Origin of the sequence: Mycobacterium sp., assembly GCF_047975165.1 — a bacterium.
Lineage (GTDB): Bacteria > Actinomycetota > Actinomycetes > Mycobacteriales > Mycobacteriaceae > Mycobacterium.
Genome location: NZ_JBKECZ010000080.1, coordinates 1 through 26,777, shown reverse-complemented (window position 1 = coordinate 26,777; position 26,777 = coordinate 1). Strand labels below are relative to the sequence as shown.

Annotated in this window: 26 protein-coding genes; 10 read left to right on the top strand and 16 right to left on the bottom strand. The window is 68.0% G+C overall.

Annotated elements, in window-relative coordinates; translation table 11 throughout:
* Positions 1-1,463: aspartate--tRNA ligase (aspS, locus tag ACK5M9_RS08350; RefSeq protein WP_416892705.1), on the bottom strand; the 1,463-nt coding region annotated here is incomplete at its 3' end.
* A gap of 83 nt (positions 1,464-1,546) precedes the next feature.
* On the opposite strand from aspS, the gene ACK5M9_RS08345 reads away from it, so the two are divergent.
* Positions 1,547-2,434, top strand: a complete 888-nt coding sequence (locus ACK5M9_RS08345) for an oxidoreductase (protein WP_416892704.1) — start codon at positions 1,547-1,549, stop codon at positions 2,432-2,434.
* Positions 2,435-2,488: 54 nt separating this feature from the next.
* Positions 2,489-3,370, top strand: a complete 882-nt coding sequence (locus ACK5M9_RS08340; protein WP_416892698.1) for a neutral zinc metallopeptidase — start codon at positions 2,489-2,491, stop codon at positions 3,368-3,370.
* Here the strand turns inward: ACK5M9_RS08340 and ACK5M9_RS08335 are convergent.
* Entirely contained in the window at positions 3,367-4,257 is an 891-nt protein-coding gene (locus ACK5M9_RS08335) for a dihydrodipicolinate synthase family protein (protein WP_416892697.1), read from the bottom strand. The two genes, ACK5M9_RS08340 and ACK5M9_RS08335, sit on opposite strands and share 4 nt — an antisense overlap.
* A gap of 36 nt (positions 4,258-4,293) precedes the next feature.
* Entirely contained in the window at positions 4,294-5,079 is a 786-nt protein-coding gene (locus ACK5M9_RS08330) for an aldolase (protein ID WP_416892696.1), read from the bottom strand.
* Between the two features lie 164 nt (positions 5,080-5,243).
* On the opposite strand from ACK5M9_RS08330, the gene ACK5M9_RS08325 reads away from it, so the two are divergent.
* Positions 5,244-5,813 carry a helix-turn-helix domain-containing protein gene (locus tag ACK5M9_RS08325; RefSeq protein WP_416892703.1) on the top strand — a complete coding sequence of 190 codons (570 nt, stop codon included), beginning with the start codon at positions 5,244-5,246 and terminating at the stop codon, positions 5,811-5,813.
* A 61-nt stretch (positions 5,814-5,874) separates the two neighbouring features.
* Here ACK5M9_RS08325 and ACK5M9_RS08320 read toward each other — a convergent pair whose 3' ends face one another.
* The 3 genes from ACK5M9_RS08320 to ACK5M9_RS08310 are packed head-to-tail and all read right to left on the bottom strand — an operon-like array spanning position 5,875 to position 8,274.
* Positions 5,875-6,321 carry a hypothetical protein gene (locus tag ACK5M9_RS08320; RefSeq protein WP_416892695.1) on the bottom strand — a complete coding sequence of 149 codons (447 nt, stop codon included), beginning with the start codon at positions 6,319-6,321 and terminating at the stop codon, positions 5,875-5,877.
* Between the two features lie 22 nt (positions 6,322-6,343).
* Entirely contained in the window at positions 6,344-7,603 is a 1,260-nt protein-coding gene (gene hisS / locus ACK5M9_RS08315) for a histidine--tRNA ligase (protein ID WP_416892694.1), read from the bottom strand.
* Positions 7,600-8,274 carry an MBL fold metallo-hydrolase gene (locus ACK5M9_RS08310; protein ID WP_416892693.1) on the bottom strand — a complete coding sequence of 225 codons (675 nt, stop codon included), beginning with the start codon at positions 8,272-8,274 and terminating at the stop codon, positions 7,600-7,602. Before ACK5M9_RS08310 ends, hisS begins: the two co-directional genes overlap by 4 nt.
* 73 nt (positions 8,275-8,347) lie before the next feature.
* Here ACK5M9_RS08310 and ACK5M9_RS08305 point away from each other — a divergent pair, with 73 nt between their 5' ends.
* Positions 8,348-9,241, top strand: coding sequence for a peptidylprolyl isomerase (locus tag ACK5M9_RS08305; protein WP_416892692.1), 894 nt, complete (start codon positions 8,348-8,350; stop codon positions 9,239-9,241).
* A 63-nt stretch (positions 9,242-9,304) separates the two neighbouring features.
* Here the strand turns inward: ACK5M9_RS08305 and ACK5M9_RS08300 are convergent, their stop codons facing one another.
* The 6 genes from ACK5M9_RS08300 to yajC all read right to left on the bottom strand — a co-directional run bounded on the left by ACK5M9_RS08300 (position 9,305) and on the right by yajC (position 17,655).
* Positions 9,305-11,680 (bottom strand): RelA/SpoT family protein, encoded by a 2,376-nt coding sequence (locus ACK5M9_RS08300; protein WP_416892702.1) that lies wholly within the window; start codon positions 11,678-11,680, stop codon positions 9,305-9,307.
* Between the two features lie 53 nt (positions 11,681-11,733).
* Positions 11,734-12,240 (bottom strand): adenine phosphoribosyltransferase, encoded by a 507-nt coding sequence (locus tag ACK5M9_RS08295; RefSeq protein WP_416892701.1) that lies wholly within the window; start codon positions 12,238-12,240, stop codon positions 11,734-11,736.
* Between the two features lie 32 nt (positions 12,241-12,272).
* On the bottom strand, positions 12,273-13,925 hold the full coding sequence (locus ACK5M9_RS08290) for an ABC transporter substrate-binding protein (RefSeq protein ID WP_416892691.1): 1,653 nt from the start codon (positions 13,923-13,925) through the stop codon (positions 12,273-12,275).
* Positions 13,926-13,929: 4 nt separating this feature from the next.
* Positions 13,930-15,285, bottom strand: a complete 1,356-nt coding sequence (gene secF / locus ACK5M9_RS08285; protein ID WP_416892690.1) for a protein translocase subunit SecF — start codon at positions 15,283-15,285, stop codon at positions 13,930-13,932.
* 3 nt (positions 15,286-15,288) lie between these two features.
* Positions 15,289-17,166 carry a protein translocase subunit SecD gene (secD, locus tag ACK5M9_RS08280; RefSeq protein ID WP_416892689.1) on the bottom strand — a complete coding sequence of 626 codons (1,878 nt, stop codon included), beginning with the start codon at positions 17,164-17,166 and terminating at the stop codon, positions 15,289-15,291.
* Between the two features lie 105 nt (positions 17,167-17,271).
* A complete protein-coding gene (yajC, locus tag ACK5M9_RS08275) occupies positions 17,272-17,655 on the bottom strand; it encodes a preprotein translocase subunit YajC (RefSeq protein ID WP_416892688.1) in 384 nt (127 codons plus the stop codon).
* Positions 17,656-17,918: 263 nt separating this feature from the next.
* Here yajC and gabT point away from each other — a divergent pair, with 263 nt between their 5' ends.
* Complete coding sequence (gabT, locus tag ACK5M9_RS08270; RefSeq protein WP_416892687.1) at positions 17,919-19,268, top strand: 4-aminobutyrate--2-oxoglutarate transaminase; 1,350 nt, start codon at positions 17,919-17,921, stop codon at positions 19,266-19,268.
* A gap of 373 nt (positions 19,269-19,641) precedes the next feature.
* Here the strand turns inward: gabT and ACK5M9_RS08265 are convergent, their stop codons facing one another.
* From ACK5M9_RS08265 to ruvC, 4 genes are read right to left on the bottom strand one after another with little or no spacing between them, the layout of a single operon-like run.
* Entirely contained in the window at positions 19,642-20,028 is a 387-nt protein-coding gene (locus ACK5M9_RS08265) for a DUF1304 domain-containing protein (RefSeq protein ID WP_416892686.1), read from the bottom strand.
* Between the two features lie 18 nt (positions 20,029-20,046).
* Positions 20,047-21,090: a Holliday junction branch migration DNA helicase RuvB gene (gene ruvB, locus ACK5M9_RS08260; RefSeq protein ID WP_416892685.1), complete on the bottom strand. Its 1,044-nt coding sequence runs from the start codon at positions 21,088-21,090 to the stop codon at positions 20,047-20,049.
* Positions 21,087-21,680 carry a Holliday junction branch migration protein RuvA gene (gene ruvA, locus ACK5M9_RS08255; protein WP_416892684.1) on the bottom strand — a complete coding sequence of 198 codons (594 nt, stop codon included), beginning with the start codon at positions 21,678-21,680 and terminating at the stop codon, positions 21,087-21,089. The genes ruvB and ruvA overlap by 4 nt, the downstream gene beginning before the upstream one ends.
* Positions 21,677-22,243, bottom strand: coding sequence for a crossover junction endodeoxyribonuclease RuvC (gene ruvC, locus ACK5M9_RS08250; RefSeq protein WP_416892700.1), 567 nt, complete (start codon positions 22,241-22,243; stop codon positions 21,677-21,679). Before ruvC ends, ruvA begins: the two co-directional genes overlap by 4 nt.
* 158 nt (positions 22,244-22,401) lie before the next feature.
* Here ruvC and ACK5M9_RS08245 point away from each other — a divergent pair, with 158 nt between their 5' ends.
* The 5 genes from ACK5M9_RS08245 to ACK5M9_RS08225 are packed head-to-tail and all read left to right on the top strand — an operon-like array spanning position 22,402 to position 26,122.
* A complete protein-coding gene (locus tag ACK5M9_RS08245) occupies positions 22,402-23,007 on the top strand; it encodes a DUF4178 domain-containing protein (RefSeq protein WP_416892683.1) in 606 nt (201 codons plus the stop codon).
* 5 nt (positions 23,008-23,012) lie between these two features.
* Positions 23,013-23,570 (top strand): DUF2617 family protein, encoded by a 558-nt coding sequence (locus tag ACK5M9_RS08240; protein WP_416892682.1) that lies wholly within the window; start codon positions 23,013-23,015, stop codon positions 23,568-23,570.
* On the top strand, positions 23,567-23,998 hold the full coding sequence (locus ACK5M9_RS08235) for a DUF4247 domain-containing protein (protein ID WP_416892699.1): 432 nt from the start codon (positions 23,567-23,569) through the stop codon (positions 23,996-23,998). The genes ACK5M9_RS08240 and ACK5M9_RS08235 overlap by 4 nt, the downstream gene beginning before the upstream one ends.
* A 22-nt stretch (positions 23,999-24,020) precedes the next feature.
* Positions 24,021-24,482, top strand: coding sequence for a DUF350 domain-containing protein (locus ACK5M9_RS08230; protein ID WP_416892681.1), 462 nt, complete (start codon positions 24,021-24,023; stop codon positions 24,480-24,482).
* Positions 24,479-26,122, top strand: a complete 1,644-nt coding sequence (locus tag ACK5M9_RS08225) for a polyamine aminopropyltransferase (protein WP_416892680.1) — start codon at positions 24,479-24,481, stop codon at positions 26,120-26,122. Before ACK5M9_RS08230 ends, ACK5M9_RS08225 begins: the two co-directional genes overlap by 4 nt.
* Positions 26,123-26,777 lie beyond the last annotated feature (655 nt).

Here is a 26,777-nt window from a genome sequence, read left to right as displayed (position 1 = left end):
ATCGAGCCACCGCCGATCTCGTTGCCGTTGCAGACGATGTCGTAGGCGTAGGCCAGCGCCGATCCCGGATCGGTGTCGATGGTGTCGATCGACTCCGGCTTCGGCGAGGTGAACGCGTGGTGCACCGCCGTCCAGGCGCCCTCCCCCACGGCCACATCGCCGGCGGCGACGGCGTCCGAGCTGGGCTCGAACAGCGGGGCGTCGACCACCCACAGCAGCGACCAGGTGTCGGGGTCGATGAGTTCAAGCCGCTTGGCGATCTCGTTGCGCACAGCACCGAGCAGCGACTGGGACGCCTTGCGGGCGCCCGCGGCGAAGAAGATGCAGTCGCCGGGGTTGGCACCCACGCGGTCGGCCAGTCCGGCCCGCTCGGCATCGGTGATGTTCTTGGCCACCGGGCCGCCGAGTTCGCCGTCCTCGCTGATGGTGACATAGGCCAGGCCTTTGGCCCCGCGCTGCTTGGCCCATTCCTGCCAGGCATCGAAGGTCCGCCGCGGCTGGCTGGCACCGCCAGGCATCACCACGGCACCGACGTACGGTGCTTGGAAGACCCGGAAGGTGGTGTCGGTGAAGAAGTCGGTCAGTTCGGACAGCGGCAGTCCGAAGCGCAGATCGGGCTTGTCCGAGCCGTAGGTGTCCATGGCCTCGGCGTAGGTCAGGCGCGGCAGCGGCAGGGTCAGCTGGTGGCCCTTCAACGCCCACAGCGCCGACACCACCGCCTCACCGACCTCGATCACGTCCTCCTGATCGACGAAGCTCATTTCGATATCCAGCTGGGTGAACTCCGGCTGGCGGTCGGCGCGGAAGTCCTCGTCGCGGTAGCAGCGGGCGATCTGGTAGTAGCGCTCCATGCCGGCCACCATCAGCAACTGCTTGAACAGCTGCGGGCTCTGCGGCAGCGCGTAGAAGGTCCCCGGCCGCAGGCGGGCGGGCACCAGGAAGTCGCGCGCGCCTTCCGGCGTGGATCGGGTGATCGTCGGCGTCTCGATCTCGACGAAACCGTGGCGCGCGAGCACCTCGCGGGCCGCCGCGTTCACCTGCGAGCGCAGCCGGATCGCCGCGGCCGGGCCGTCCCGGCGCAGATCGAGGTAGCGGTACTTCAGCCGCAGTTCCTCACCGGCCGGCTCGTCGAGCTGGAAGGGCAGCGGTGCGCAGTCGCCGAGCACGGTCAGCGAGGTGGCGTTGACCTCGATGCCGCCGGTGGCGATCTCCGGGTTGTCGTTGCCCTCCGGGCGGATCTCGACGACCCCGGACACCGCCACGCAGAACTCCGCCCGCAGCCGATGGGCCTGGGCGAGCACCTCGGGTTCCCGGAACACCACCTGGGCAACACCGGAGACATCCCGCAGATCGATGAAGATGACGCCGCCGTGGTCGCGCCGGCGCGCCACCCAGCCGGCCAGCGTCACCTGCTGGGAGGCGTCGCTTTCCCGTAGCGAACCGGCGGCGTGGCTGCGCAGCACAAGTGTCCCCTTTACCTGGAGCAAACGACTGCCCAGTTTAGAGGGCCGGTGCGCTCGTCTTCTCGACCCGGTAGGTTTGCCGCATAGCAACCGGAATCGCACTCGTGGGTCCCGGCGCCGTCGGGACGACGGTGGCCGCGCTGCTCTACGCGGCCGGCCACCGGGTCCAGGTGTGCGGTCGGACCCCGCGTGAGCACATCGAGCTGCGCCCGGACGGCGGCGATCCCATCGTGGTACCGGGTCCGGTTCGAACCGATCCCGGGTCGGTGACCGGCCCCGTCGAATCGGTGGTGCTGGCGGTCAAAGCAACCCAGAACGATGCCGCCCGCGGATGGCTGCACCGGCTGTGCGACGAGCGCACCCGGGTGATCGTCCTGCAGAACGGCGTCGAGCAGATCGAACGGGTGCAGCCGCTGTGCCCGTCGTCCACCGTCATCGCCGCCAGCGTGTGGTTCGCGGCGGAGACCCAACCGCAGGGGTGGGTGCGGCTGCGCGGTGAGGCCGCACTGGTGCTGCCCGCCGGGGCCGCGGCCGAGGAATTCGCGGAGTTGCTGCGCGACTGCGGTGCTCAGGTGACCTGCGACCCCGATTTCGCCACGGTCAACTGGCGCAAGCTGGTGCTCAACGCGGTAGCAGGGCTGATGGCGCTGACAGGGCGGCGCTCGGGGATGTTCCGTCGCGACGACGTGGCCGCGCTGGCACGCCGCTATATCGCCGAATGCGTTGCGGTGGCGCGCGCCGAGGGCGCCCACCTGGGCGAGGAGCTGACCGGGGAGTTGCTGGAACTCTTCCGGACAGCACCCGAAGACATGGGAACCTCCATGCTGGCCGATCGGGAGGCGCACCGGCAGCTGGAGTGGGACGTGCGCAACGCCGTGATCATCCGCAAAGGCAGGGCACACGGGCTCGCCACCCCGATCAGCGACGTGCTGGTGCCGCTGCTGGCGGCGGCGAGCGAAGGCCCGGGATAGGCTGGTTCAGCGCGGTCGCCAGTGGACCGGCCAGGAATAGATTGGACGCTAACGATGACCTTTAACGAGGGCATGCAAATCGACACCAGTGCGGCATCGTCGTCGAGAGGCGGCGGGATGGGACGCATCGCCATCGGCGGTGGCGTAGGGGGGCTGCTCATCGTGGTCGTCGCGCTACTGCTAGGCGTCGACCCCGGCGGGATCGTCAGCCAGCAACCGATCGATTCCACCGCCGAAGTGGCCCCCGGATTCGACCTGAACAGCTGCAAGACGGGGGCCGATGCCAACCGGTACGTCCAGTGCCGCGTGGTGGCCACCAGCAACTCCCTGGACGCGGTGTGGCAGCAGCTGATGCCCGGCTACACCCGCCCGGGTCTGCGGTTGTTCAGCGGCCAGGTGAGCACGGGTTGCGGGCCGGCCAGCAGCGAAGTCGGGCCGTTCTACTGCCCGGTGGACCGGACCGCCTACTTCGACACTGACTTCTTCTCGGTGCTGGTGGACCGATTCGGTTCCAGCGGAGGTCCGTTCGCCGAGGAATACGTGGTGGCCCATGAATACGGCCACCACATGCAGAACCTGCTGGGGACACTCGGCGGCGCCACCGCCGGAGCGCAGGGCGCGCGGGGCAGTGGGGTGCGCACCGAGTTGCAGGCCGACTGCTTCGCCGGCGTATGGGCGCACTACGCGTCAGCGGTCAAGCAGCAGAGCACCGGCGCGCCGTTCCTGGAGCCGTTGAGCGACCAGGATATCCAGGATGCGCTGTCGGCGGCAGCGTCGGTCGGCGACGACCGCATCCAGCAGCAGGTCACCGGTCAGGTCAACCCCGAGTCCTGGACGCACGGCTCGTCGACGCAGCGGCAGAAGTGGTTCGCTGTCGGCTATCAGAGTGGTGACCCCAACAAATGCGACACCTTCGCCGCCGGGGATCTGGGTTAGTCACCCGCCAGAATCGCCTGCAGCCGGGCACGGCCCGGGGCGTCCAGCGGCAACTGCGGTGCCCGCGGGTCTCCGGCCGGGAACCCCAGCAGGTCCAGCCCGGCTTTCACGGTGGTGGGCAATCCCCCGGCGACGATGAACTCCAGTAGCGGCTTGAGGTCGTCGTAGCGGCTCCGGGCGGTGTCCAGATGTCCGGCGCGGACCGCGTCGTACAGATCGATGCACTGCTGGGGGCGCAGATTGGGTGCGGCCGTGCACCATCCGGCGGCACCGGCCTTGAGAGCGTCGAGCACCAGCGGGTTGCTGCCGTTGTAGAAGGGCAGCGTCCCGCCGGAGAGTTCGCTGATGCGACGCATTCTGCCCAGGTCGCCGGTGGATTCCTTGACCATTGTCACGTTGTCGATGTCGCCGAACATGGTGACCAGCAGTTCCGGACTCATATCCGCGCCGCTGGTGGCCGGATTGTTGTAGGCCATGATGGGGACGTCGATCGACTCCCCGACGCTGCGGTAGTGCCCGAGGATCTCGCGGTCGCTCAGCTTCCAGTAGGACACCGGCAGGACCATCACCGCGCCGGCGCCCGCGTGCTGCGCGTACTGGGCTCGTCGAACGGTGTTGGCGGTGGTCACGTCCGAGACCCCCACCACTACCGGCACCCGCCCGTCGACCGCGGCGATGGTGGTGTCGACGACGGTGTCGAACTCCGCTTCGTCGACATAGGCCAACTCGCCGGTACTGCCCAGCGGCGCGATGGCGTGCACGCCCGAGGACACCAGCCGCGTCACCAGCGCGGCCAGCCGCCCGGTGTCTACCCCGCCGCTGCCACCGGCTGCGCGGAAGGGCGTGACCGGGTAGGCGACGATGCCGTGAATGCGCGGTCCGGACACGCGAAGACTCCTCGAATCAGGTTGACCTGCAACGGGTCAGCGATGAATGGCATCGGGGTGGCGCGCCAGCGCGCGGCGGGAATAATAGGCGAAGTTCGCCCGGCTGCGGGCCGGGGTCAGCGTCCAGTCGTGGGCTTCCCGCGCCAATTCGGCGGGCAGCTGCTTGACCTCGCCGGCGGCCATCGCGGCCAGTTGCAGCTTGGCGGCACGCTCGATGAGGACTGCCAGTGAGCATGCCTCCTCAACGCTGGCACCCGCCACGACGTGTCCGTGGTGCGCCAGCAGGACGGCCTTGTTGTCTCCCAGCGCGGCGGCGATGATCTCCCCCTCCTCGTTGCCCACCGGCACACCCGGCCACGTGGCCAGAAAAGCACAGTCGTCGTAGAGCGGCGTGGTGTCCATGTGCGAGACAATCAACGGCACCTCCAACATCGACAGCGCGGCCACATGGAAGGGATGTGTGTGCACAATGCACCGCACATCCGGCCTGGCACGGTAGATCCAGCTGTGAAAGCGGTTCGCGGGATTGACGGTTCCCGAGCCCTCGATGACGTTGAGGTCCTCGTCGACCACCAGCAGGTTGTCCTCGGTGATTTCGTCGAAACCCAGGCCGAGCCGCTGGGTGTAGTAGGTGGCCGGATCCTCGGCCCGGGCCGTGATCTGCCCGGCCAATCCCGAGTCGTGGCCCGCGTCGAACAGTGCCCGGCAGGTCAGCGCGATTTTCTGGCGCGTGCTCAACGTCGAGTCCTCGCTTTGGGCATCGAGTCGCTGTTGGGCCCGAGCCATCAGGTCGGATTTCGAATCGTTGAAAGTCGTTGCCATCGGTTCCCCGAATCCTGAATATGTGGCACATTGAGAGCAATAGGTTCAGAAATTCTACTATAGGAAACTATTGACTCGATAGGAAACTTCTGCGGGGCAGGGAATTCGGGAAATTGGCCGCGCAAGATATTTCGTGTCACGCAGCAGTAGGAGACCAACTAATGGTGACGCCCCGACTTCGCGCCGTACGCAAGCAGCGCGGCCTTACCCTCACCGAGCTGGCCGGACAGACCGGCCTGACCAAGGGCTACCTGTCCAAGGTCGAGCGCGGTCACAGCACGCCCTCGATCGCGGTGGCCCTCAAGGTCGCCAGGGTGCTCAGCGTCGACATCGGACACCTGTTCTGCGAAAGTGCCGTCGAGGAGAACCTCGCCGTCGACCGCACCCCCGACCAATCCGCCCCGGTGGAGCGCTATCGCGCATTGGCGACCGCCATGTCGGGCAAGTCCATGGCACCGTTCGTGGTTCGGCCCACCGCCGGCGCCGCCGACGATCCACGTCCCGATCACGCCGGCCAGGAGTTCGTCTTCGTGCACGCGGGCGCGGTCGAGTTGGAGTACGGCGATCGCAGGATCGAGCTGGCGACGGGCGAGAGCGCCTATTTCGACGCGTCCATCGCCCACAGATTGCGCGCGATCGGCGTCGAGCCCACTGAGATCGTCGTCGTCACCCACACCGGACCCGCCGAGGGCTACCCCTTACCCACCTCGGTTCGACAAGCCACCCGGCAATGACGGGGCCTGGGGCCTGGGGCCTGGGGCCTGGGGCCTGGGGCCTGGGGCCTGGGGCCCCGGGCTACCAGGGCCGCGTAGAGCAGGTCACACCGGTGGTTGCGGTCTGGGCGACCACCGGCTGACCGTCGACGGCTATCTCGCACTGGAGCTCGGGTATCCCCGAACCGCAGTTCGGCCAGTGGCAGCCGCCGCTTGCGCTGACGTAGGCCCACTGGTTCGGATCGGTCAGCGTGACGGTGTAGACCAAGGGCTCCCCGGCGCTGAAGGCCGTCGGCACGGTGGTCAGGAATTCCGCGGAATTCGCGTTGAAGTCCGCTTGACTGGCCGGATCGCTGATGATGTACCGCACGCTGCCCGTCAGCTCCCCGGTAGCGGTGACGGTGTAGGTCACCGTATGCACGGCCGGGTCCGCACCTGCGGTTGCCGGCCCGGCCACCACCCAGAAGAGCAGAGCGGCCGCACACGCCGCCCGCCGGACGGTGCTCGCCAGGTTCTTCACCCTTGACATATCGGAAACGCTACGGGGTTCGTTACCGCAGCCGCGAAACCACCTCGTCTACAACCGAGTCGATGGCCACCGACACCTGGTCGCCGGTGCCGAGGTCCTTGACCGCGATGTTGCCGGCGTCGATATCGCGGTCCCCCGCGATCAGTGCCAACCCGGCCCCGGACCGGTCCGCGGCACGCATCGCGCCTTTGAGCCCGCGATCACCGTATGCCAGGTCCACCCGCACACCGGCGGCGCGCAACTGCCCCGCCAGAACCGCCAACCCGAGTTTGGCCGCCGCGCCGAGCGGAACTCCGAACACCTCACAACGCGCCGGGTCACCAACGCTCCGGCCTTCCGCACGCAGCGCCAGCATCGTCCGGTCCACACCGAGCCCATAGCCGACGCCGGACAGGTCCTGTCCGCCCAGCCGGCGCATCAGTCCGTCATAGCGTCCGCCGCCGCCGATACCGGACTGGGCACCCAGCCCGTCGTGGACGAACTCGAAGGTGGTCTTGGTGTAGTAGTCGAGTCCACGCACCATCCGCGGGTTGACCACATAGGGCACCCCGAGCGCGTCCAGGTGAGCCAGCACAGTGTCGAAATGCGCCCTGGCGGCATCGGAAAGGTGGTCGAGCATCACCGGCGCAGCGTCCGTCATCGCGCGAACCTCGGGGCGCTTGTCATCGAGCACCCGCAACGGGTTGAGCTGTGCGCGGGTGCGGGTCTCGTCGTCCAGTGGGAGCCCGAACAGAAACTCCTGCAAAAGTTCCCGGTATTGCGGCCGGCAGCTGTCATCACCCAGCGAGGTGATCTCCAGCCGAAAGCCGTCCAGGCCCAGGGACCGGAATCCGGCATCGGCGGTCGCGATCACCTCGGCGTCCAGGGCCGGGTCGTCGACACCGATCGCCTCGACACCGACCTGCTGGAGTTGCCGATACCGGCCGGCCTGGGGACGCTCGTAGCGGAAGAAGGGGCCCGCATAGGACAGCTTCACCGGCAGCCCGCCGCGGTCCAGGCCGTGTTCGATCACCGCGCGCACCACGCCGGCGGTGCCCTCCGGACGTAACGTCACCGAGCGGTCGCCCCGATCTGCGAAGGTGTACATCTCCTTGGACACCACATCGGTCGACTCGCCGACGCCCCGCGCGAACAGCGCGGTGTCCTCGAAGATCGGCAGTTCCATGTGCCCGTACCCGGCGGTCCGCGCCGCCCCGAGCAGCCCGTCGCGCACAGCCAGGAATTGCGCGGAGTCCGGCGGAAAGTAGTCCGGCACACCCTTGGGCGCGGCGAATCCCGTCATGGGCTCAGCCCTTCCAGGAACGGGTTGAGGCGGCGTTCTGCGCCGATGGTGGTGGCATCGCCATGGCCGGGTAATACCACGGTCTTGTCGTCGAGGACCAGCAATTTGTCGGCGATCGAGCGCAGCAGGTCCCGGCCGCTGCCGCCGAACAGGTCGGTGCGGCCGATCGACCGCTCGAACAGGGTGTCGCCGGTGAACACCGCATCCTCGTCGGCCGCGGTGGCCTGCGGAACCCGGAAACACACCGATCCCCGGGTGTGCCCCGGGGTGTGGTCGACGTACAGGCAGATACCACCGAGATCGATCTTGTCCCCGTCGCGGTCCAGCTCGACGACCTGCCTGGGCTCGCGGAAGAAGGCCCCGGCAAACACCTGCGCCACCCTCGGCCCCAGCCCGTAGATCGGGTCTGTGAGCATGAACCGGTCCTCGGGGTGGATGAACGTGGGGCAGCCGAAGGTATCGGAGACCTTCTGCGCGGACCACATGTGATCGATGTGGCCGTGGGTGATCAACACCGCGGCCGGGGTCAGCCGATTCTGGTCGAGGATGCGCCGCAGCTGCCCGAACGCACGCTGGCCGGGGTCGACGACGACGGCGTCGGCACCCGGCCCCGGCGCCACCACGTAGCAATTGCACTGCAGCATCCCGGCGGGAAATCCGGAAATCAACACGGTGACCAGTTTTCCATGCCGGCCGGGGAGCCATCGCGGGCGTCGTCCGGGGCGGCATGGAAAGATGGCCGCCGTGCCAACCAATGAGCAGCGACGTGCGACCGGTAAGCGGAAACTTCAGCGGCAGTTGGAACGCCGCGCCAAGAGGGAAAAGCAGCAACGGAACCTGATCATCGCCGGCGTGTCCATTGCGGTGATCGCCGCGATCGTCGGGCTGGTGTTCGTCTTCTCGGGCAACGGCGACGACGACGGGGGAACGCCGTCGGCGTCGACCAGTGCCGCGTCCGACGAGCCGGCTTCCGATCTATCACCGGTGAACCTCGGCGGTGCGGTGCCGATGACCGAGTTCAAGGCACCGGCCAACCTGGGCGCCAACTGCCAGTATCCGGCCGACGTCAACAAGTCCGGCAAGGACGTCAAGCCGCCGCGCACCGGGAAAGTGCCCACCGACCCGGCCCAGGTCAGCGTGAGCATGATGACCGACCAGGGGCCGGTCGGCCTGATGCTGGCCAACGGCAAGGCCCCCTGCACGGTCAACAGCTTCATCAGCCTGGCCACCCAGGGGTACTTCAACGACACCAAGTGCCACCGGCTGACCACGGCGCCGGGGCTGTCAGTGCTGCAATGCGGGGACCCCAAGGGCGACGGCACCGGCGGCCCGGGATACCAGTTCGCCAACGAGTACCCCACCAACCAGTACCCGGCAGGCGACCCCAAGCTCAACGAGCCGGTGATCTACCCGCGCGGCACCCTGGCGATGGCCAATGCCGGACCCGACACCAACAGCAGCCAGTTCTTCATGGTCTACCGGGACTCGGCGCTGCCGCCGGGGTACACCGTCTTCGGCACCATCCAGGACGACGGACTGGCCACCCTGGACAAGATCGCCGCCGCCGGCGTCGCCGGTGGCAGACAGGACGGAACCCCGGCACAATCGGTGACCATCACCTCGGTGCTGCCGGACTGACGCGAGCGCCGGTGGCGCAGAAGTGCGAGTGAACTGCGCCACGGGCGCAGAGTCAACGGCCAGTCACGCCGCCGACGTCACCCGGTAGACGTCGAAGACGCCTTCGACGTTGCGCACCACATTGAGCAGATACCCCAGATGCTTGGGGTCGCCCATTTCGAAGGTGAACCGGCTGATCGCCACCCGGTCGCCGGAGGTGGTGACCGAGGCGGACAGAATGTTCACCTTCTCGTCGGCAAGTACCCGCGTCAGGTCCGAAAGCAGCCGGTGCCGGTCCAGTGCCTCCACTTGAATCGCCACCAGGAACACCGACGACGGCGTCGGCGCCCACTTCACTTCGATGATGCGCTCGGACTGCTGCCGCAGCGCTGTCGCGTTGGTGCAGTCGGTGCGATGCACGCTGACACCGCCACCGCGGGTGACGAAACCCATGATCACATCGCCGGGAACCGGGGTGCAGCACTTGGCCAGCTTCGTCAGGACACCCGGCGCCCCGGGGACCGAGACGCCGACATCCTCGGTGCTTCGCGGGCGCCGGGGCATGGTTGCCGGCGTGGACCGCTCGGCCAGGTCTTCTTCGGCCTGATCGATACCGCCGAGTTCGGCCAGCAGCTGCTGCACCACGTGCCGGGCCGAGACGTGCCCCTCGCCGATCGCGGTGTACATCGCCGATACGTCGCCGTAGTGCAACTCGCGGGCCACCGCCGCCATGGACCCGCCATTGACCAGGCGCTGCAGGGGAAGTCCGCCCCGCCGGACTTCACGGGCCATCGCCTCCATGCCCGCCTCGAGCACTTCTTCCCGTCGTTCCTTGGCGAACCACTGCCGGATCTTGGTCTTGGCTCGGGGCGACACCACGAACTGCTGCCAATCCCGCGTCGGCCCGGCATTGTGCGCCTTGGAGGTGAACACCTCGACGACTTCCCCGTTTTCCAGTTTGCGTTCCAGCGCGACCAGCCGGCCGTTGACCCGGGCGCCGATACAGCGGTGCCCGACCTCGGTGTGCACCGCGTAGGCGAAGTCCACCGGGGTGGAACCGGCGGGCAGGGTGAACACGTCGCCCTTGGGCGAGAACACGAAAATCTCCTTGACGGCGAGGTCGTAGCGCAGCGACTCCAGGAACTCCCCCGGGTCGGCGGCCTCTCGCTGCCAGTCGAGCAGTTGTCGCATCCAGGCCATATCGTCGATCTCGGCCGACGCCGGCGGGTGCGGAACCCCGTTGCGCCCCTTGGCCTCCTTGTAGCGCCAGTGCGCGGCGATACCGGTTTCGGCGGTGCGGTGCATGTCGCGGGTGCGGATCTGCACCTCCAACGGCTTGCCTTCGGGGCCGATGACGGTGGTGTGCAACGACTGGTACACCCCGTACCTGGGCTGGGCGATGTAGTCCTTGAACCGGCCGGCCATCGGCTGCCACAGCGAATGCACCACGCCCACAGCGGCATAGCAGTCGCGGATCTCGTCGCACAGAATACGGACGCCGACCAGGTCGTGGATGTCGTCGAAGTCGCGGCCCTTCACGATCATCTTCTGGTAGATCGACCAGTAGTGCTTGGGGCGGCCTTCCACCGTCGCCTTGATCTTCGACGCATTGAGCGTGTTGGTGATCTCCGTGCGAACCTTGGCCAGGTAGGTGTCCCGCGACGGTGCGCGGCCGGCGACCAGACGGACGATCTCGTCGTACTTCTTCGGATGCAGGATGGCAAACGCCAGATCCTCGAGCTCCCACTTGACGCTGGCCATCCCCAGCCGATGCGCCAGGGGCGCAATGACTTCCAGTGTTTCGCGGGCTTTGCTCGCCTGCTTCTCCGGTGGTAGGAAACGCATCGTGCGCATGTTGTGCAGCCGGTCGGCCACCTTGATCACCAGCACCCGGGGGTCACGGGCCATCGCGGTGATCATCTTCCGGATGGTCTCCCCCTCGGCGGCGCTACCCAGCACGACACGGTCCAGCTTGGTGACGCCGTCGACCAGATGGCCCACCTCCTCGCCGAACTCCTCGGACAGCGCGTCGATGGTGTAGCCGGTGTCCTCGACGGTGTCATGCAGCAGGGCTGCGGCCAAGCTGATGGTGTCCATGCCCAATTCGGCCAGAATGTTGGCGACGGCCAGCGGATGGGTGATGTAGGGGTCGCCGGACTTGCGCAGCTGGGTCGCGTGCCGTTGATCGGCGATGTCGTAGGCGCGCTGCAGGATCGACAGGTCCGCCTTGGGATAGACCTCCCGGTGTACCGCCACCAACGGCTCGAGAACCGGGTTCATCGCACCGCTTCGTGCGGTCATCCGCTTGGCCAGCCGCGCACGGACGCGCCGGGAGGCGCTGCTGGGCTTGACCGACTCGGTCGATGCCTCGGGGATGGGCTCGGTGGCCCCCGACGGGCCGGCAGGCGACGGGTCGGTAGGCGGAGCCGCAGCTTGCAGCGTGCTCTGGTCGTCCGCCACGTCGGTCACCTCCGCCATCGAGAATATCGCGCCAGCAAGCCGCGGGCAGCCCGCTAGCTGCGGCTCAGGCTGTGCACCTGCAGTGGTGCGACGGCATCGCGGCCACCGAGCGCCGTCAACTCCACGACCACCGCGGCGGCGATGACGTCGGCTCCGGCACGTTCGAGCAGTTTCCGGGCGGCACCGAGCGTGCCACCGGTGGCCAGGACGTCGTCGATCACCACAATGCTGCTGCCCGCCAGGTCCAGTCCGCCGGCGGGTATCTCCATGGTGGCGACGCTGTACTCCGTCCGGTAGTCCTCGCTGAGCACCGGCGGCGGAAGCTTGCCGCTCTTGCGGATCGACAGCACACCGACACCCAGTCGGGCGGCGACCGCCGCGGCCAACACAGAGCCCCGTGACTCGATACCGGCCACCAGGTCGGCGCCGGAGGCGAGGCCGGCCAGTGCGTCGGTCACCGCGCCCATTCCCTCGCCGTCGGCCAACAGCGGTGTGAGATCCCTGAACGCGACGCCCGGCACCGGGAAGCCGGCCACCGTCCGGGTCAGCGACGCGATCATGTCGGCAACCTCGACACCGGTGCGCCGGCTCCTCACTGGGTCAACGCCCAACGATCCATGTTCCAGCCGGCCCCCCACCGGGTGGGATTCGCACTCACCCCGAACATCTTCTTGGGCATCAACAATGTCCGTTGCTGCCGGTACAGGGGAAGCGTCGGCACGTCGCCCCAGAGCACCGGCGCCGCCTCGGCCAGCAGTCTGGCATGCTCGGCCGGGTTCGCCGAAACCGCAAGCGCATCGATTATTCCGTCGATCTGCGGATTCGCGTAGCCCGAAAGATCATTTCCGTTGCCGCCGTGCAGGTCATAGGCATCCATCGCCGAGGAACCCGTGGAACCGCTGCCGGAGGCGCCGCCGGTGGAGGCGAGCAGCACGTCGATCTTCCCGTTCCGCAACGCCTGTGGTCCGGGTACGTCGAGAATCACATCCGATACCGAGATCCCGGCGGGTGCGCAGGCGTCGGCGATCATCCCGACGGTGGCGGCCAGCCGCGCGTTGGGCCCCCGGTAGCCGATCTTCACCGCCAGCGGCGCACCGCCGAGCGCTTCTGCGGCCGCAGCGGGGTCCGCGGCGTTATAGGGGGCTGCCTCTGCGATGCCGTCAACGGCGGAGACCGCGTCGTCGGCCGCCGGGTTCAGCCGCGAATTGGCGATTCCCACCCCGACGTCGCCGGCGATCCTGTCCCGAGGCGTGCACAGGGCCACCGCCCGGCGGGCTTCCGCCTGGGCAAGCGCGCCGCGGGCGGCGAAGATCAACTGCTCGATCCCGCCCGCCGGCGCGTCGATACGTTCGTAGCCGTCCGGCGTTGCCAGCGCCCCCGACGATCCGGTTGCCACGTCGACCACGTCGACCCGGCGCTTGTTGACCCGATCCTGAATATCGCCGCCCTGCGGCCACACGGTGACCCTCTTGGTGAGCGGTGCGGCGCCCCACCAACGATCGTTGGCCACCAGCACCACCGCGCCGCCGTCCAGGACAGACCCGATCTTGTACGGGCCCGATGACGGGAACCGTTTGAGATCAACGCCCGGCTTGAGGTCCCATGTCGAATTCCAGAGTCGCGCAACCTGTTCCACGATCGCGATATCGTTGTTCTGCAGCGCGTCGGTGATATCGGCGCCCAGCGCCTCGGAGATGACGTGCGAGGGCATCATCGTTGTCGCGGTGAACAACTGGGCGTAGTCGACAACACCGCGGTTCGGGGCGAACGACACCCGCGCCTTCTTCTGGCCCGGCGCGCATTCGATGCCGGCGATGTCGATGTACCCGGCCAGGGAAGCGGCCTCGAATCCGCCGAACCGCCCCGACTGGGCCGCCCAGGCCAGCACCAGGTCGTCGCAGGTGACCGGCTTGCCGTCGGAATACACGGCGTTGTCGGCGATCTGGTAGTCGAGCACCAACGGTGCACCGCCCACTACCGAGACAGTGCCGAAGTCATGATCGGCGACCACCTGCCCGTCGGGCCCGTGATAGCCGAAGCCGGAGAGCGTGCGCGCGAAGGCCTGCGCACCTGCCGACGCCGCGCCGACGGTGGTGTTCGTGTTGTACGTCGGCAACGCGCCGTCGACGACGTAGTCGATCTGGCGGGCCACACCGCCCGAGCACGCCGACAGCGCCGGCGCCGCCAGCGCCGCGGCAATACCGATTGCCCCCACGGCTTTTCGCCATCGAAATCCAGTGGTCATGCGGCTACCGCTTGCCCACGTTCCGCTTGCCGGCGGTCCGCTTGCCGGTGGGACGCACCGGCCGTGCCCCCGGCGCCGGTTTGTTCGTCACCGCAGGCTTGCCGGGCGCTGTCGCGGGGTCGGGTGCCGCCAGGGTGCTCTCCCCCGATCGCGCCGGCGAGTCGGATTCGGAGTCGGCTTCGGTGCCGGATTCGGCTTCGGGGTCCGGATTTTCGGTTTCCCGGGCACCCGCCGCCCGGTCCGGCGTCTGCTCCGCGCCGCCCGCCGCACCCCGCCGCCGCATGACGCGCCGGGTATGTGTGCGCACCAGTTCGGTGCGTTCGCGCAACGTCACCAGCAGTGGAGTGGCGAAGAAGATCGACGAGTAGGTGCCGACGATGATGCCGATCAACTGAACCAGCGCCAGGTCCTTGAGCGTGCCCACACCCAGCAGCCACACCGCCACCACCATCAGCGACAACACCGGCAGCACCGAAATCAGGCTGGTGTTGATCGAGCGCATAAAAGTCTGGTTGACCGCCAGATTGGCCTGCTCGGCGAACGTTCGCCGGGTGGTGTGCTCGAAGCCGTGGGTGTTCTCCTCGACCTTGTCGAACACGATGACGGTGTCGTAGAGCGAGAAACCCAGGATCGTCAGCAGGCCGATGACCGTGGCCGGAGTGACTTCGAAACCGACCAGCGCATACACGCCCGCGGTCACCGTGAGGTCGAAGATCATCGCCGCGATCGCCGATACGGTCATGTAGCGCTCATAGCGGATGGTGATGTAGACCGCCACCAGCGCCAGAAACACGACCAGGGCGATGACCGCCTTCTTGGTGATCTGGCCACCCCAGGTGGACGAGACGGCCGCGTCGCTGATCGCGCTCTTGCTGGGTTCCCCGTCGGCCCCCTTGGGCGCCAGCGTGTCGAACAGGGCGTTGCGTAGCTTCTCGGTCTGCTCATTGGACAGGTGTTCCGACCGGATCTGCACCGTGGCCGACGACCCCTTGCCCACGGTGACCACCGATTCGGGGTCATGGCCGATCGCGTCGTGGAACACCTCTTCCACCTGGGCAACCTGGATCGTTCCGCTGCCCCCGGAGGCGGGGATCGACACGGTGGTGCCGCCCTTGAAGTCGATGCCGAAGGTGAATCCGCGGATCAGGATGGCCAGGATCGCGATCGCCATGATCGCACCGCTGATGCCGTACCAGAGCTTGCGCCGCCCCACCACCTCGAACGCGCCAGTGCCGGTGTAGAGACGGGAGAGGAAGCTGTGCGTCGGTGCGGCGGGTGTCGCTGGGTCCTCGGCGAGATCAACTGACGTGCCGGGCTTGGCGGGCTTGGTCCCGCTGCCGGATTCGGATTTGGACGCCATCGGTTACCCCCGTCCGGTCTTGGTCGCGGCCCGGCCGGCACCGGCCGAGGAGGCCCGGCGTTCGCGGGCAACCTGCTGAACAGCACCGAGGCCGTTGTACGCCGGATTGGCCAGCATCGCAGTCTTGGAGGCCCGGTAGACCAACGGCCAGGTCACCAGGAACACGACGACGAGGTCCAGGACGGTGGTCAGGCCCAGGGTGAAGGCGAATCCCTTGACCTGGCCGATCGCCAGGACGTACAGAACCGCGGCGGCCAGGAAGGTCACCGCGTTGCCGGACACGATCGTCTTGCGGGCCCGGGCCCAGCCGCGCGGGACCGCCGACCGGAAGGAGCGACCCTCGCGGATCTCGTCCTTGATGCGCTCGAAGAACACCACGAAGGAGTCGGCGGTGGTGCCGATACCGATGATCAGACCGGCAATGCCCGCGAGGTCCAGGGTGTAGTTGATGTACCGGCCCAGCAGCACCAGGATTGCGAAAACCATTGCGCCCGAAGCGACCAGGGACAGTGCCGTCAGCAGACCCAGCACCCGGTAGTACAGCAGCGAATACAACAGCACCAGGGCCAGGCCGATCGCACCGGCGATCAGGCCCGCCCGCATCGACGTCAATCCCAATGTCGCCGACACCGTCTGGGCTTCGGAGGGCTCGAAGGACAACGGCAGGGAGCCGTACTTGAGGACGTTGGCGAGCTGTTTGGCGGTAGCCGCATTGAACGGCGGATCGCCACCGCTGATCTGAGTCCGCCCGCCGGGAATGGCTTCCCTGATCGCCGGCGCGCTGACCACCTGGGAATCCAGGGTGAACGCGGTCTGGGTACCGATGTGGGCGGCGGTGTAATCCGCCCAGATATTCGCCGCCGGACCTTTGAACTGCAGATCGACCACGTAGCCGAGGCTGCGCTGGTCCATGCCGGAGGAGGCGTCCTGGATCTGTTCGCCGCTGATGATCGATGGCGCGAGCAGGTATGCGACCTTGTGATCGGTGGAGCAGGCGACCAGCGGCAGAGTCGGGTCGTCGTTGCCGGCCAGGATGTCGTCCTCCTCGCAGCGGGTGGCCTCGAACTGCAGGGCGATCAGCTGGATGTACTGGCTGGTGGCCTGGCGCCACTTCTTGGCTTGGGCGATGCGCTCGGCGAGGTCCTTGCGCGGGTCCGGGGCCGCGGGAATGGCGGCCGGCGGGGCCTGGCCGGAGGTGGGTGCCGGGCTGGGCGTCGGCGAAGAGCTGGGCGTCGGCGAAGAGCTGGGCGCCGGCGAGGGGTTGGGGTCCTGCGGATACGGCCGGGGCTGCCCACGCGGGTGTGCCGGGGCACCCGGTTTGGGTTGTTCGGGTTTTCCGGTCTGCGCGGGCCTGCCCGCGGGTGCGGCATCGCCCGGTCCCGCGGGTGCGGCATCGCCCGGTCCCGCGGGTACGGTATCGCCCGGTCCCGCGGGTACAGGCGCACCCGGTGCGCCACCGTCGGGCTGCCCGGCCGGCTGCCCCTCCTCCGGAGCCGGCTGCGCGGGCAGCGAGTTGAGCACCGGGCGGACATAGAGGCGCGCGGTCTGGCCCAGGTTGCGGGCCTCGTTGCCGTCATTGCCGGGCACGGTGATCACCAGGTTGTCACCGTCGATGACAACCTCGGAACCCGAGACACCCAGGCCGTTGACTCGCGAGCTGATGATCTGCTGCGCCTCGGCCAGCGCTTCGACGCTCGGGCGCTTGCCATCGGGGGTGCGCGCGGTCAGCGTCACCCGGGTGCCACCCTGCAAATCGATGCCCAGCTTAGGGGCGGCCTTCTTGTCTCCGGTGAGGAACACCAGCAGATAGACGCCGACCAGCATGAGCAGGAACACCGACAGGTAGCGGGCAGGATGTACCGGCGCCGAAGACGATGCCACGGTCCTTGAATCTCCTCGAGAATTGGTTCTTGGCGCTGTGAGAGCCTCCGCAAAGAGTACGTGCCGCACTCAGCGGGGTGTCGCACGCGCGCCCGGAAGCGCGGGTCAGGAATCCTTGGCGGCCCGGTCCGAGACCGAACCGGCCTGCTCGCCGGCCCCGTTGGTCTGAAATATCGAACCCGGCGCGTCGGCCGATTCGTTGTCGGATTCGTCATCGGATTCGTCGTCGTCCGGCAGGATCCGGTCACGGATCGCCAGCTTCATCCAGGTGGTCACCACGCCGGGGGCGATCTCGATGTCGACGGTGTCGTCGGCGATGGCGACGATGGTGCCTTCCAGCCCGGCGGTGGTGTGCACCCGGTCGCCCGGCGTCAGCGATTCGTGCAGGTCGATCGTCGCCTGCATCGCCTTGCGCTGACGCCGCGAAGCGAAGTACATGAAGCCGCCCATGATGAGCATGAACGGCAGGAACAGGACAAAACTCTCCATCGGCACGCCTGTCTTTCGTCTCGGTTCTAATCGAATATCCTCGCGAGATCCGGGACCCGCACCGGTTCGTGCCGGAACCCAACTCACGTCGCCAATCATCCAGTGTGCCATTCCCGCAGGTCGTACACCGAACCCATATCGCCAAGGGGACTGCGGAGCGGAATCCACACAGGTTCTGACGGCCCGTCGCGGCCCCATTGGATGGCACCCGACCGCTAGGCTTTTCCTGCGACGCGACCGCCGCGCCGCGAAGGGAGAAACCGGTGGCCAGCCTGGAACAAAGCCGTCATCTGGCCACAGAAATCCCAGGTCCGGAGTCGGTGAAACTCAACACGCGCCGCGACGCCGCGGTGTCCTCGGCTGTATCGGTCACTCTGCCGGTCTACGTGGCCCGCGCAGGCGGCGGCATCGTCGAGGACGTCGACGGCAACCGGCTGATCGACCTCGGATCCGGCATCGCGGTCACCACGATCGGCAACTCGTCGCCGGCCGTCGTGGCAGCGGTGCGCGAACAGGTCGCCGAGTTCACCCACACCTGCTTCATGGTGACACCGTATGAGGGTTACGTCGCCGTCGCCGAAGAGCTGAACCGGATCACGCCCGGGACCGGGCAGAAACGCTCCGCGCTGTTTAATTCCGGCGCCGAGGGCGTCGAGAATGCGATCAAGGTCGCCCGGGCGCACACCGGTAAACCCGCCGTCGTCGCGTTCGACCACGCCTATCACGGCCGCACGAACATGGCCATGGCGCTGACCGCCAAGTCGATGCCCTACAAGAGCGGTTTCGGCCCGTTCGCACCGGAGATCTACCGCGCGCCGATGTCCTACCCCTACCGCGACGGCCTGCTGGACAAGGAGTTGGCCACCGACGGCGAGAAAGCCGCGGCCCGCGCGATCTCGGTGATGGACAAACAGGTCGGCGCCAAGAACCTGGCAGCTGTGATCATCGAACCGATCCAGGGGGAAGGCGGCTTCATCGTTCCGGCCGAAGGCTTCCTGCCCGCACTGCTGGCGTGGTGCCGGGAGAACGACGTGGTCTTCATCGCCGACGAGGTGCAGAGCGGTTTCGCCCGCAGCGGCGCGATGTTCGCCTGCGAGCACGAGGGTGCGGACGGCCTGGAGCCGGACATACTCGTCTCGGCCAAGGGTATCGCCGGTGGGTTGCCGCTCTCGGCGATCACCGGCCGGGCCGAGATCATGAACGCTGCGCACACCGGTGGCCTGGGCGGCACGTTCGGTGGCAACCCGGTCGCCTGCGCGGCGGCACTGGCGGCCATCGCGACCATCGAATCCGACGGCCTCATCGAGCGCGCCCGGGAGATCGAGCGCCTGCTCACCGTGCCGCTGCTGCGAGCACAGACCGGCGACGATCGGATCGGCGATGTGCGCGGCCGCGGTGCCATGATCGCCGTCGAGCTGGTGAAGTCCGGCACAGCCGATCCCGACCCCGAGCTGACGACGAAGCTCGCCAAGGCCGCGCATGCGGCTGGGGTCATCGTGTTGACCTGCGGCACCTTCGGCAACATCATCCGCTTGCTGCCCCCGCTGACGATCAGCGACGAGTTGCTGACCGAAGGCATGGAGGTGCTGACGGGGCTGCTCGCCGATCTGTAGGGCCTCAAGGGCCTCAAGGGCCTCAAGGGCAAGGCTCACCGGGACTCGGTTCGTGAAGCCAGGGCTTTCACTGTGAACTCACGGCTTTCACTGTGAGCCCACGGCTTTCACTGTGAGCGTGTGGCGGCGATCCGGCCGAAATCTCCGCCCAGGCTTCACAGTCAACGCCGTGGGCTCACAGTCAACGCCACAGGCTCACAGTCGACGCCGTGAGTACACAGTCGGGGCGGCCGAGTCGGCCGGGCCGACACAACGGGAAACGTCCGGACCGGCCGCGTTCGGAATTGCCGATTTCGGGCCGAGGATCTGCCCTACCTGCAGAGGCCGAACGGTCACTATGGTCGGCTTTCCATCCTGGGTGCGTGGATCTGCCCTACCTGCAGAGGCCGAACAGCAGCAGCACAATCGCGATAGCCGGGAACAACCCCTGAATCACTGCCGCGCGCGCCTTGTCTCGCGCCGAGAGCACCAGCACCACCGCCGCGGCCGCCATCGACCCGACGCCGGCGAAGATCAGCGCTGCACCCACGGCCCGGCATCCCAGCACCACCTCGATGATGCCGGCGCCCGTCACAATCGCCAGGAACAGGTTGTAGAAGCCCTGGTTGAAGGCCAGTAGTTTGGTGGTCTCAGCGTCCGCGGGCGTATTGCCGAACACCGCCCGGGTCCGCGCCGAGGTCCAGGTCAATGACTCCATGCTGAAGATGTAGACGTGCAGCGCTGCTGCCAGCGCGGCGAATACCAGAGCGGCGGTGATCATCTGCGTCCTCCTTCGCGGTTATTCGAACAATTCCGGCTGACCGAGGTTCGCCGGGGGCGTCACACCCAAGTGCGTCCAGGCCAGCCTAGTCGCCACCCGGCCCCGCGGCGTACGGGCGACCATACCTGCGCGCACCAGGAACGGCTCACACACCTCCTCCACAGTCGCGGCCTCCTCCCCCACCACGACGGCCAGCGTCGACACCCCCACCGGGCCCCCGCCGAAGCTGCGGGTCAGCGCCGAGAGCACCGCGCGGTCCAGCCGGTCGAGGCCGAGTTCGTCGACGTCGTAGACCGCCAGTGCCGATTTCGCGACATCGCAGGTGATGACGCCATCCGCGCGCACCTCGGCGAAGTCCCGGACGCGACGCAGCAGCCGGTTGGCGATCCTCGGCGTCCCGCGCGAGCGTCGGGCGATCTCGGCCCCGGCCGCCCCGCCCAGTTCGATGCCCAGAATGCCGGCCGAACGGGCCAGCACCCGCTCCAGTTCGGCCGGCTCGTAGAAGTCCATGTGCGCGGTGAAGCCGAACCGGTCGCGCAGCGGGCCGGTCAGCGCCCCCGAGCGGGTAGTCGCGCCGACCAAGGTAAACGGTGCTACTTCCAGCGGGATCGACGTGGCACCGGGTCCTTTTCCGACGACCACGTCCACCCGGAAGTCCTCCATCGCCAGGTAGAGCATCTCCTCCGCAGGCCGGGCGATGCGGTGGATTTCGTCGATGAACAGCACGTCGTGCTCCACCAGATTGGACAGCATCGCCGCCAGATCACCGGCGCGTTCCAGGGCGGGGCCCGAGGTCACCCGCAGCGAGGAGCCGAGCTCGGCGGCGATGATCATGGCCAGTGATGTCTTGCCCAGACCGGGGGGCCCGGACAGCAGGATGTGATCCGGGGTGCCGCCGCGGTTCTTGGCGCCCTCGATAACCAGCTGGAGCTGTTCGCGGACGCGGGGCTGGCCGATGAACTCCCGCAGGGAACGTGGCCGCAGTCCGCCCTCGATGTCACCTTCGCCGACCGCCAGCGTCGGCGAGAGGTCGCGGTCCTCGAACCCGCCGTCGTCGCTCATGTGGCCTTACCCAGCAGCGACAGCGCGGCCCGCAACGCCGTCGAGGTGGTCGCATCCGGGTCTGCCGCCAGCACCTTGTCGGTGGCCTCCTCGGCGTGCTTGACCGCGAATCCGAGGCCGGCCAGCGCCTCGACCACCGGCCCCCGCACCGCACGGCCGTTGACCGCCGGCGCCGCCGCCGGGGTTCCCACCGCGCCGATCTTGTCGCGTAGCTCCAGGATCATCCGCTCGGCACTGCGCTTGCCGATACCCGGCACCCGGGTCAGCGCGGCGACGTCGGAGTCGGCCAGCGACTGTCGCAGCGCTGCCGCGTCGTGCACGGCCAGCGTGGCCATCGCCAGCCGGGGACCGACACCGGACACCGACAGCAACGTCTGAAAAAGGTCGCGGGTGTCTGCATCGCAGAACCCGTAGAGCGTCATGGAATCCTCGCGCACGATCATCGCGGTGATCAGCCGCGCCTCGGTCCCCGGCCGCAGCGTGGCCAGCGTCGCCGGCGTCGCGTTGACCCGGTATCCGACGCCGGCGGCCTCGATGACCGCGTGGTCAAGCGCCACCCCCAGCACGTCCCCGCGTACCGCCGCGATCATCGCGTCGCCTCGGCTTTGGACCGGACCTTGGCCAGGTACGCCGCACGCTGCCGATCGGCCTGCGCTCGCGCCGCAGCCATCCGGGCCAGCGCCGGTGCACGCCAGCAGTGGCAGATGGCCAGCGCCAGCGCGTCGGCCGCATCGGCGGGTGTCGGTTTTGCTTGCAGCGCAAGGATTTTGGTGACCATCGCGGTGACCTGAGCCTTGTCCGCGGCGCCGTTTCCGGTGACCGCGGCCTTGACTTCACTGGGTGTATGGAAATGCACGTCGATATCGCGCTTGGCCGCCGCCAGCGCGATCACCCCGCCGACCTGGGCGGTGCCCATCACCGTGCTGACATTCAGCTGGGCGAAAACCCGCTCGATGGCCAGCACGTCGGGGTGGTGGGTATCCAGCCAATGATCGACGGTGTCGCTGATGGCCAGCAGCCGCCGGTGCAGTGGCTCGTCGGCCGGGGTTCGCACGACGTCCACATCCAGAGCGGTGAGCTGGCGGCCACGGCCACTTTCCACCAGTGACAGCCCACATCGGGTCAGCCCGGGATCGACGCCCATCACCCGCACCGCAATCACCCCTTTATCCGAACGGTTGTTCGATAGCGTAGCCGACGGGTCCGACGGACCCGGGCAAGGACACGCGTCGGCCCACTGCGTTATCTTGGGGTTTACCGCGGATGGGGCTCGTAGATGGAGCTTGTAGGTGGGGCTCCCGAAAGGGATATGTGGGCGCAGGACTCGTATTTCTGGCATTGGTGCTGCTCGTCGCTTCGATTGTGGTTCTCACCCACGCACTCAAGAAACCCAGGACGGTAAACCCGGGCCGGCGGCAGGATCCGCTGGCGTTCCATGCGATGCCGCAGTTCGGGCCGCGCCAGCTCGGCCCCGGCGCGATCGTCAGCCACGGCGGCACCGACTACGTGGTCCGCGGGTCGGTGACCTTTCGCCAGGGCCCGTTCGTGTGGTGGGAGCACCTCCTGGAAGGCGGTGAGCAGCCGATCTGGTTCAGCGTCGAGGAGGACGAAGGCCGCCTTGAGCTGGCCATGTGGTTCAAGCGCACGGATCTCGTGCTGGAGCCCGGCGGCACCCACACCGTCGACGGCGTCACCTACCGGGAATCCGAGCGCGGGCGCGCCGGCTACACCACCGAGGGCACCACCGGACTCCCCGCCGGCGGTGAGATGGACTACGTCGACTACGCCGGCCCGGGCACCGCACCGTCGACACTGCTGTCCTTCGAGCGCTGGGCGGCGGGCTCACCGTGGGAGATCGCGATCGGCACGCCGGTGGTACCCGGCGAACTCACCGTCTACCCCGCGCCCCCGGCGTAACCGCAGTGCCACTTCATCGGCTCTATGTCACACCGGCCGACGTGTCGGGGGCCCGCCTGCTGCTGGCACTCAATGCCCCGGCCCCGAGACCGCTGGTCAGCTGCCGACTGGAGCACCCCGCGGGCGGCACACTCTGGATGGGGGTACTGGGCGCCTCGCACGTCGTCGTCGCCGAACACGGGGCTGTCCGATTCTCCGAACAGGTCTCCTGCATCGGCGGGGGCGATCTGCCCGAACGCTCGGACACCCCCGGTTACCGCATCGAGTCGCAGACGGCTTCGCCGGACCAGGCACTGTTCCGCAGCCTGGCAGATGAACTGCGGCAGCGGTGCGCGCAGGAAACCGGGTGGCTGGGCGGTATTTTTCCGGGCGACGACGCGGCGCTGACGGTATTGGCCGCCGAGCCGGACGGCGACGGCTGGCGCTGGCAGACCTGGCACCTGTACCCCGCGCAGCCCGCCGCCGCCAAGGGCATGGCCGGCGCTGGAAGTGCCGCCGACGCCGGGGACGCCGGGGACGCCGGGGGCACCGTCGTACACACCGCGAGCCGGTGGCGCCCGTGAGCCGCAACCGGCTGTTGTGGCTCGCCGGCACGCTGGCCGTGGCAGGAACCGCCTGCATGGTGTTCGGGGTCATCCTGCTCAGCAGGAACATCGAGTCCTACATCGACAGCCACTACCAGCAGTATGCACACGAGGTGAACGCGAAACGCTACGTCTGCACCGGATCGCCCAAGCAGGTCGCCGACACCCTGGCCAGGTACAAATCGCCGGCTGCCCGCGCATCCCACGGCGACGGGCAGTACCTGCGCTACAGCAAGCACATCGTGATCGTCGGCCCGGACGGCAACCTGCCGTGCACCATCCGGGTGGAGAGTCTCAACGCCGGATACCGCCGCGGTTCGTACATCTTCCTCGGCCCGGGATTCCGGCCCGGGTCTCCATCGGGCGGTTCGGGCGGCCGGCCCGGCGGCCCGGGCGGCAGCAAGTAATCCACCACAGCAGGAGGACGGCATGTTCAGAAACCAGGCAATCGAGTTCGGCACCGTCAGCGTGGCCCCGCTCATGCAGGGCGTCACCGCCACCGTCCTGTATTTTCTCGCCGGTGCGACAGTCCTGGTCGGGGGCTTTCTGATGGTCAACGTGCTCACCCCCGGGAATTTGCGCACCCTGGTATTCGTCGAACGGCGACCCAACGCGGTGGTGCTGGCATCGGCGATGTACACGGCGCTGGCCATCGTCATCATCGCGGCCATCCGCACCAGCTCCAACCAGTTGGGGCAGGGGCTGCTGGACGTGGTCGTGTACGGGATCGTCGGTGTCGGGCTGCAGGGGGCCGCGCTGGTCCTTCTGGAGATCGCCGTTCCCGGACGGTTCCGCGACCACATCGCCGCCGAACGCCTGCATCCGGCGGCGTTCGCCACCGCCGCGATGCTGCTGGCCGTCGGAGGGGTGATCGCGGCCGCACTGTCATGACAACCACGCAAACCGCTGTCGCACCCCCGGAGTCCTCTCGGCGGTGGAGGTCGGTACTGCTGGCCGCGGTCGCGGCGTGCGCAGCCTGCGGCATCATCTACGAGCTTGCGCTGCTGACACTTTCGACGAGCCTCAACGGCGGCGGCATAGTGGCCACCTCGCTGATAGTCGCCGGCTATATCGCGGCGCTCGGATTGGGCGCACTGCTGGCCAAGCCATTGCTGAGGAGGGCGGCGATCACCTTCATCGCCGTGGAGGTACTGCTGGGTATCGTCGGCGGACTGTCGGCGGCCGCCCTGTACGTGGCATTCGCGTTCGTGGACGAACCCGGCGGGTCAACCCTGCTGCTGGGCCTCGGCACGGCCCTGATCGGCTGCCTGGTCGGCGCAGAAGTGCCGCTGTTGATGACGCTGCTACAGCGTGGTCGGGTGGCCCGTGCCCCCGACAGCGGCCGGATGCTGGCCAACCTCAACGCAGCCGACTACCTCGGGGCGCTGGCCGGCGGGCTACTGTGGCCGTTCGCCCTGCTGCCGCAGCTGGGTATGGTCCGGGCCGCCGCGGCAACCGGTGTGGTCAACCTGGCAGCCGCCGGGATCGTGGCGGTGTTCCTGCTGCGTCGCATCGTTTCCGCGCGTCAGTTGCATGCGGCTCTGGCATCGCTGACGGTGGCGCTGGCGCTGCTGATCACCCTGCTGGTACGCGCCCAGGACATCGAGACCACCAGCCGCCAGCGGCTCTACGACGACCCGATCATCGCCTACCGGCACTCGGCCTATCAGGAGATCGTGATAACCCGCCGAGATGAGGATCTGCGGCTCTACCTCGACGGCGGCCTGCAGTTCTCCACCCGGGACGAATACCGCTACACCGAGAGCCTCGTCTACCCCGCGCTCGGGGACGGGGCAGCCGGGGGCGGGGTGACCAGGGACGGGGCGGCCGGGGACGGAGCGACCGGGGCCGGAGCGGCCGGGCGCCGGGCGCGGTCGGTACTGGTGCTCGGCGGCGGCGACGGATTGGCCGCCCGCGAACTGCTGCGGCAGCCAGGTGTGCAGCGAATCGTGCAGGTGGAGCTGGACCCGGAGGTGATCGAACTGGCCGGCACAACCATGCGCGCGGCCAACGGCGGAGCGCTGGAGAATCCACGGGTTCAGGTCGTCATCGAGGATGCGATGCGGTGGCTGCGCGGGGCGCACGGCGGCGAGCCGTTCGATGCGGTGATCGTCGATCTGCCCGACCCGGACACCCCGGCATTGGGGCGGCTGTATTCCAGCGAGTTCTACGCGCTGGTGGGCCGGGTGCTGGCGCCCGGCGGGTTGATGGCGGTCCAGGCGGGCAGCCCGTTCTCCACCCGCACCGCGTTCTGGCGGACGGTCTCCACGGTTGCCGACGCCGGGTTCGCGGTCACGCCGTACCACGTGTACGTGCCGACGTTCGGCGACTGGGGATTCGTGCTTGCCCGCCGCGGAACGACCCCGCCGGTGCCGGCGCTGCCGGGAGATGCACCGCCGCTGCGGTTTCTCGACCAGCAGGTGCTCGATGCGGCAACGGTTTTCCCCGACGATGTGCGGCAACGCCGGCTACCGCCGTCGACCCTGGATCATCCCCGGGTCGTCGATGACATGCGCCGGGGATACGACTAGGGGTCTGGTGCCATCCAGAGTCGAGTCAGGTGTTCAGTCTGCGCCAGTGGCGGAATCACCCTCGCTGACTCTGCCCAGGCCCCTACGCGTTCACTCTGCACTCAGGGCGTAGTCCACTCGCACTTTCGCGCCCTCGGTGCAGAGTCAGCGTCACCGCCGCCCAGGAGCGCACCGCCTGCTCGTTCACTCTGCACTCAGGGCGGGGTCCACTCGCACTTTCGCGCCCTCGGTGCAGAGTCAGTGGGCCAGGCTTGCGTCCAACGGTGGTGTCGATGCGTTCGGCCTCGGCCAGGAGCAAGAGGAACCTGCCGTGGTCGAAATCATCGGGCACGCCACATGATCCCACCATCCCCCGGATAGGCCGGGCACTCCGACCGACGTGTTGGTGGCCCAGGCTTGGAGCCCGACGTCGAGGCGGTTGTGGCTGATGATCTGTCAATTGTCAAGGAGGTGAACAGGTTTTGTGGATAAATCCGGGTCTGTGGATGAAAGTGACCGAATATGGCTGCGGGAACGGGTTTTCAGGGGATTTTCAGGATTCCGGGGGCTTTCGGGCCCGGAGTTGTCGGTGGGTGTCTCTAGCATTTCAACCATGGCAGCCAGCACGCGGGAAGAGATCGTCGAGGTTTTCGACGCACTCGACACGATCCAGGAT